Source organism: Psychrobacillus antarcticus (assembly GCF_029533155.1).
GTDB lineage: Bacteria > Bacillota > Bacilli > Bacillales_A > Planococcaceae > Psychrobacillus > Psychrobacillus antarcticus.
Genome location: NZ_JAIZDB010000056.1, coordinates 1 through 6,522, shown reverse-complemented (window position 1 = coordinate 6,522; position 6,522 = coordinate 1). Strand labels below are relative to the sequence as shown.

At 32.6% G+C, this 6,522-nt stretch carries 7 protein-coding genes; 5 read left to right on the top strand and 2 right to left on the bottom strand.

Translation table 11 applies throughout. The annotated features are described in order from the left end of the window. From LDK52_RS19685 to spoIIP (LDK52_RS19675), 3 genes are all read left to right on the top strand, one after another. Positions 1–111 (top strand): IS3 family transposase (locus LDK52_RS19685; RefSeq protein WP_277587605.1); only part of this gene is annotated, 111 nt, incomplete at its 5' end. A gap of 341 nt (positions 112–452) precedes the next feature. Continuing rightward, positions 453–932 carry a C40 family peptidase gene (locus LDK52_RS19680; RefSeq protein ID WP_320415376.1) on the top strand — a complete coding sequence of 160 codons (480 nt, stop codon included), beginning with the start codon at positions 453–455 and terminating at the stop codon, positions 930–932. Positions 933–1,175: 243 nt separating this feature from the next. Next, positions 1,176–2,162 carry a stage II sporulation protein P gene (gene spoIIP, locus LDK52_RS19675; RefSeq protein ID WP_277587604.1) on the top strand — a complete coding sequence of 329 codons (987 nt, stop codon included), beginning with the start codon at positions 1,176–1,178 and terminating at the stop codon, positions 2,160–2,162. A 122-nt stretch (positions 2,163–2,284) separates the two neighbouring features. Here spoIIP (LDK52_RS19675) and spoIIP (LDK52_RS19670) read toward each other — a convergent pair whose 3' ends face one another. Beyond that, positions 2,285–3,145: a stage II sporulation protein P gene (gene spoIIP, locus LDK52_RS19670; protein WP_277587603.1), complete on the bottom strand. Its 861-nt coding sequence runs from the start codon at positions 3,143–3,145 to the stop codon at positions 2,285–2,287. A gap of 230 nt (positions 3,146–3,375) precedes the next feature. On the opposite strand from spoIIP (LDK52_RS19670), the gene LDK52_RS19665 reads away from it, so the two are divergent. Both LDK52_RS19665 and LDK52_RS19660 read left to right on the top strand, forming a co-directional pair. Further along, the gene (locus tag LDK52_RS19665; protein WP_277587602.1) at positions 3,376–4,905 is read left to right on the top strand and encodes a multicopper oxidase family protein; all 1,530 of its coding nucleotides are present in this window, start codon (positions 3,376–3,378) and stop codon (positions 4,903–4,905) included. 130 nt (positions 4,906–5,035) lie between these two features. Beyond that, on the top strand, positions 5,036–5,362 hold the full coding sequence (locus tag LDK52_RS19660) for a four-helix bundle copper-binding protein (RefSeq protein ID WP_277587601.1): 327 nt from the start codon (positions 5,036–5,038) through the stop codon (positions 5,360–5,362). Positions 5,363–6,030: 668 nt separating this feature from the next. Here LDK52_RS19660 and LDK52_RS19655 read toward each other — a convergent pair. Continuing rightward, positions 6,031–6,522: FtsW/RodA/SpoVE family cell cycle protein (locus LDK52_RS19655; protein ID WP_277587600.1), on the bottom strand; the 492-nt coding region annotated here is incomplete at its 5' end.

The following is a 6,522-nucleotide window of genomic DNA, read 5'->3' as shown; positions in this document are numbered from 1 at the left end:
CGAGTGATACAAATCGTCGAAGAATTCATTACTTATTATAACAATATCCGTATTCAAACGAAACTAAACAACCAATCTCCGGTTCAATACCGTCAATTGGTTGCAAAGTAGGGTGTTTTATTCCTGTCTCAAAAAGTATAGTCAGTGCCTTATATGGATAGGTTTTTTTTTTTTGTAGAGCGTAATCCGTTTATATAGAAATGCAGTAACTAATAAATACTATTTGAATCTACTGAAAATAGTAGCATGCTATTAACTTACACAGACTCTTACTTTTTATTATTTATCCTATAAATTAAAACTATAGTCCGAAATATCCTAGAATTAGAAAGTTAAACTAGGTATTTGTAATGATTTTGTAATCAAATCGTAACGAATATATTGCATCATTTGTGATAAAGTTACAATTATAAATATAACATTTACTGGGGTGTAAAATGAGAAGTATAATTATGCAAGTATTAATTGTGGTATCTTTAATTTTTTCTGCACAAGTATTTTCAGCAGATAAAGTCAATGCTGCAACATCAACTGAAATCGGAGCATTTGCTTCAAAGTTATACGGTACTCCATATAAATTTGGTGGAACAACTCCTAAGGGATTTGATTGTTCTGGATATATTAGATATGTTTATAATAAATTCAACATTAGTTTACCAAGAACATCTGCCGAGCAGTTTAAAGTGGGAAAAACAGTTGAAAAAGATAAATTACAACCTGGAGACTTAGTGTTTTTTGCTAATACATATAAAAAAGGTATTTCTCACACTGGAATTTATTTGGGTAACGGGGAATTCATATCTGCAAAAAGTAAGGGTATTTTAAAAGCTAACTTAAAAACAGATCCTTATTGGGGTCCTAAATATGCCGGAGCGAAACGGATATCTAATGTAACTGTAGCTATGGAAAAAGGGAAAAATACTAACAACTAAGTTTTAGAGATTTTTAAGTACAATCATCCACTGTATAGATGATTGTACTTTTTTGTTTTTGGAGGCAAGAAAATCTTACTTGTCCATATATTATCCACAATTATTTGTTATTCTTTTTTATGGTATGTTTTTAACTAAATCATATTGAAAAAGAGAAATTCTAGGAGGGACAGAATGTCTTCAAACTCCCTAAATAAAGAAAAGAACACAACAAAGAAAAAGAAAGATACTTTACTAAGGATTTTGTTATACTTTGTAGTTTTGCTATTTATTCTCTTGCTTTTTTCTTTCTGGGTGACAATTTTTTATGTTCCTAAAGAAGAGGAAGAAAATATATTTGACGATAAAATCTATCCTTTTTTCCATGTTGAATTAAAAGATCGTTTATCCGAAGAATTAGATGGGATGCCTACTAAAACAAATAATCTAGATACAGGAGGGAAATCAAACTTGAATCTAGAGGATAGGGATGAATTTGCGCCTACTATGGACGGTTTCTTTAACGAAAGAGAACTTACTATAAAGAATATTGATGCTCTTTTTAAAAATATGAAATCTCCCAAAGAAATTTCATCATCTCATTCAACTTTCGGAAAGGAAGTCCTGTATATTTACCATACTCATAGCAGGGAATCTTTTTTGCCATATTTAGAAGAAACAGTTAAACCTGAAGAAGCGTATCACTCGAAAGCAAATATTACACTAGTAGGAGAACTGCTTGGAAGGGCACTGGAAAGAAGGGGAGTAGGAACAACAGTCAATTCAACCGATATCGTTCAAGAACTAGCTACAAGAGGTTTAAACTATAATAGTTCTTATAATGTGTCAGGAGAGCAAGTACGTGCTGCGTTAAAAGGTAATAAAGATTTAGAGATCTTTCTAGATTTGCATCGCGATTCTTTGCGTAGTGATTCTACTACTACTGTAATGAATGGAGTAAACTATGCCAAATTATTATTTGTTGTAGGTACGGGCCATGAAGGTTATGAAAAGAATCTTACGTTTGCGGAAGGTCTACAAACAATTTTAGACAATCAATACCCCGGACTGTCCAAAGGCATAATGCCAAAAAGTAGTAAACAAGGCAATGGAATTTATAATCAAGATATTTCTCCAAACTCTATTATTGTGGAAATTGGAGGTGTAGATAATACAGTAGAAGAGCTTCATCGAACTACAGAGGTTTTTGCTGATGTTTTAAGTGAATATTATTTCCATGAAGAAAGGTAAATCAGTCTTTTGGATCCATGGCATTACTTGTTCGTTTTCTTATTATATTTCAAATTACTTTATATCTTAAAGTTAAATGCACCTTAAGTCATAAGCTTCAAGGTGCATTTCATTTTGTAATTTTAAAGTCCTGCATGTGATACTAGATTGTTAGATTCATCTTGTAATAGTTCTGAAACAGCTTTTGCTAGAACTGAAATCGAACGATTAATTTCTTCCTGTGTATTATCGATTCCACCAAGTTCTATTAACACCATATTGTTAGCAAGATCTTGATTATAAATGCCGTCCACATGGTCTCCTTTTTTACCGATAACGCCTTTAGATATTCCAGGAACCAATTCATTTAAGTGTGAGGAAAGATGTTGGGCATAGGATTTGTTTATTAAGTAATTTGGATGCTCTTCCCCTACCACAAAATATATTTTTCCAAATGTTTCATTGTTGTAAGTTAGTGTTGAATTTTTCCTAGTTGTAGAATCTCTGTGTAAATCAATAATTATGTCATATTTATTGTTCTGAACATTTTCTGTTAAATAAGGACGGACAACGTTATAGGCTTCTGGAAAAGTACGATTTGTTTTCTTTAGCTCACTCATGGTGTCAATTCCGAGAAACTCAGTTTCAATAGAATTTAGACTAAAATGATTTCTAATAATATCTTCAAAAGCGGTTATGTTTGAGGTTGAATGGTATACCTCTGCTTGACCGGTCTCATTTTTTACTATTGGTATAAAGGATTCGTGGGAGTGTGTAAATAGCAATAATGCTTTCCTAGGCTCAATGATTTTGATATTATCAAGATTTTGATTTTGAGTTGCAGCGTATACGACGACTGCTTTCTCGTCTGCTTTCTCGTCAGGCTTCTCATCAGCCATTTCCATAATTCCTATTTGTTGAGGGTTACTAAGAGTAGCTATAATAATTGGTGATATAAAAATTATTAAGAATAGTCCGATAATTATTCTTGTTTGGTTTCTCATATTAATACACCTCAAACAACAATATGTTGGAAGTTTAGGAATTAGAACTATATATTTTGTAAGATAAGAAAATTTAATACTTTTAATTTTAAAGAAAAGTGCACTAAATGTTACGAATAATATTGTCAATTGGTTCATCCATTTAGTATAAGCATATACCTCCATAAATTTTCCATATTTATTTGATACACTGCCAATATATTAAATAATATAAATTGGAGAGAATGAAGATGAAATACAAAATGTTGATTACTTCCGTATTGTCGGTAAGCATTATTATAATTGGAGGTTGTAGTGCAAGTGATTCTTCTGCCAAAAATGCAAGTATGGATCATGCTAATATGACTGCAGAAGAAATGTCGAATATGGAAGGAATGGATCATTCAGATGCGAGCGATGAAGATATGGCTTCTATGGAAAACGGTCATGATAGCCATACAAACCCTTTGGCATTAAATAATTCAACTGGAGAAAATGAACTAATACTTCCACCATTAATTGAATCAAAGGATGGGGTAATAGATATTACAGCACAGCAAGGAACAACCGAATTTTACGAAGATGTTCAAACCGAAACATATGGATATAATGGTTCCTTTTTAGGGCCAATTATTCAGGTATCAAAAGATGAAACAGTAACATTTAGAACTAACAATGATTTATCAGAACCAACGACATTTCACTGGCATGGTGTAGATATTTCAGGCGAAGGTGATGGTGGTCCTCATCAAATACTACAACCAGGTGAATCAGAAGATGTAAAATTCACTGTAAATCAGGTGGCTTCCACTCTATGGTTCCATCCACATCCTGAAGGTGCTACAGCTGAGCAAGTATATAAAGGATTAGCTGGTTTAATTTATGTGGAGGATGAAAATTCGAAAAATCTAGATTTACCAAAAGAATATGGGACAAATGATTTTCCATTAGTATTCCAAGACAGACAATTTAACGAGGATAAGCAATTTGATTACCAAGCAGTAATTAACGATGATGGAACAATAGGAGATACTTTATTAATAAATGGAACATTGAACCCTAAACTTACGGTAGGTAAAGAAAAAGTTAGATTACGTATATTAAATGGTTCAAATGCTCGAAATTATTCTTTTAAACTAAATACAGGAGATTCATTCCAACAAATCGCTACAGATGGTGGTTTCTTAAATGAACCAACAACAATGAGTGAAATAACTTTAACACCCGGTGAACGTGTAGAGATTATCATTGATTTTTCAAAGTATAAAGCCTCAAGTGATATAGCGTTAATTAATGAGGAAGATACAAACCTTTTACCATTTAAAATTGATGAACAGAAAACAAATTCAAGAGATTTACCAAAAACTTTAAATAATTTTGCTGTTACAGATGAAGAAAGAAATTTACCTGTTACGAAGAAACTAGAACTTTTTGGAATGGGTGCAATGGTGACCATTAATGATAAGCAATTTGATATAGACCGAATTGACTTTACTCAAAAACAAGGGGTTACTGAAGTATGGGAAATTTATAATAAACCTGATGCAATGGGCGGAATGACACATCCATTCCACATTCATGGGACACAGTTTAAAATTATTTCAATTGATGGAAACGAACAGCCAGTAAACGAACAAGGCTGGAAAGATACTGTAGCAATTGATGCAGGAGAAACAGTGAAATTAGCTGTTAAATTTAATAACAAAGGTATATATATGTTCCATTGTCATGTTCTTGAGCATGAAGAGAATGGAATGATGGGACAAGTAAAAATAGATTAAAATTTATATTAGAATTACATACGAGTTACAAAAATAAGGATTTTCTAAGGAGTTCTCATTTCTCTGTTTGAACTAACACCTTATGGGAACATTAATACTGATTGCAATATTAATATCTAGGAGGTATTTCATGAATCAGAAATATGAAGAATGTCTTAAAGCTTGTATGGAATGTCTAAAGGCTTGTAACACATGTTTTGATGCTTGTTTAAGAGAAGGCGATGTTAAGATGATGGTCGATTGTATACGATTAGATCGCGCTTGTGCAGATGCTTGTGCCTTTGCGATACAAGCGATGACTTCGAACAGTCCTTTTGTGAAAGAAATATGCCAACTTTGTGCAGAAATTTGTGAACGCTGTGGAGAAGAGTGTGCTAAACACGAACATGACCATTGCCAAAGCTGTGCTGAGTCATGCCGCAAATGTGCTGAAGCATGTCGTCAAATGAGTGCGTAAGAAAATTTACGAAGAATACTAAAATATAATAAGGCTACTGCAAAAAGTCAAACCACATGGCTTTAGCGGTAGCCTTAAATTATTTGTGAAGAGAAAAGGAAAGCGTCCACCTTTTCAATGTAGGTTGCATAATAAATTATCTTTAATTAAATGAAGAGACTCAGCAGATTTTTCCTGCCGTGAATTGCACCTCATAATAAATAAGATAATATTCAAACTAGCAGTAAATGGCTAGGATAAAATGCTTGGTAGAATTTTCTTACTACAGGCATACTTGATAGTTTGTCTCTAAATAATAATAAGAGTTCCCAAAACACTTAACAATTGACCACTGCATTGTTAGCATTGCTATCCATTCTAACAATCGAACACTCCTATATAAAGTCTCTTGAATTAGAAAAAATTTCGGGTTGTCTATTGGGTAAATGATAGTATGGAAAGGCTAATAAAATACCACTTTATTTTAACCAAATGTTTTTCAATTATTCTATCATGAGAGTAGCTTTTGAGAGTTAATTATTCACCTTATATTAGCGTTTTAAATTTAAAATATCGCAAAAAAGAATTGCAGTTAAAATTAATAGAAATAAATAGCTGCTAGAATTCCTATTATTAGGATGAGGAGATTACACAGAAAGCCAAGTAATATTATTCTATTTTTGGGTATATTAATCATCATCACCGCCGAACATGTAGTCTTTCGTGTTAAGTGATATGTTTATGATTATACTTAGTGCAAAGATAGTAGCCAGAACAGAACTTCCTCCATAACTAAACAATGGAAGGGGAATCCCAGTAATAGGAACGAGCCCTATCACCATTCCAATATTTTCAAAAACATGAAATAAGATCATAGAAATAACTCCAGCAGCAATTAGAGTTTCATACTCACCTTTATTTTTATACGCTATCCTGAAAATTCTGTATATTATAATGTAATACATAAAAATTATTCCTGCAGAACCAATAAAACCAAACTCCTCCGAAATGGTTGTAAAAATAAAGTCAGAATGTGCCTCAGGTACTGCAACAACGCCATTACCGTATCCCTTCCCAGTTAACATACCTGAACCTATTGAAGTTATAGATAGACTTAATTGATAGCTTGTTCCCAAAGTATCCGCAAATGGATCTAACCAAGAATTTATCCTATCTATTTG

Excerpts from the sequence above, each read along its gene's own strand:
- spoIIP (WP_277587603.1), bottom strand. The coding sequence starts at position 3,145 with ATGAGAAACCAAACAAGAATAATTATCGGACTATTCTTAATAATTTTT.
- LDK52_RS19680 (WP_320415376.1), top strand. The coding sequence starts at position 453 with ATGCAAGTATTAATTGTGGTATCTTTAATTTTTTCTGCACAAGTATTT.
- LDK52_RS19665 (WP_277587602.1), top strand. The coding sequence starts at position 3,376 with ATGAAATACAAAATGTTGATTACTTCCGTATTGTCGGTAAGCATTATT.
- LDK52_RS19660 (WP_277587601.1), top strand. The coding sequence starts at position 5,036 with ATGAATCAGAAATATGAAGAATGTCTTAAAGCTTGTATGGAATGTCTA.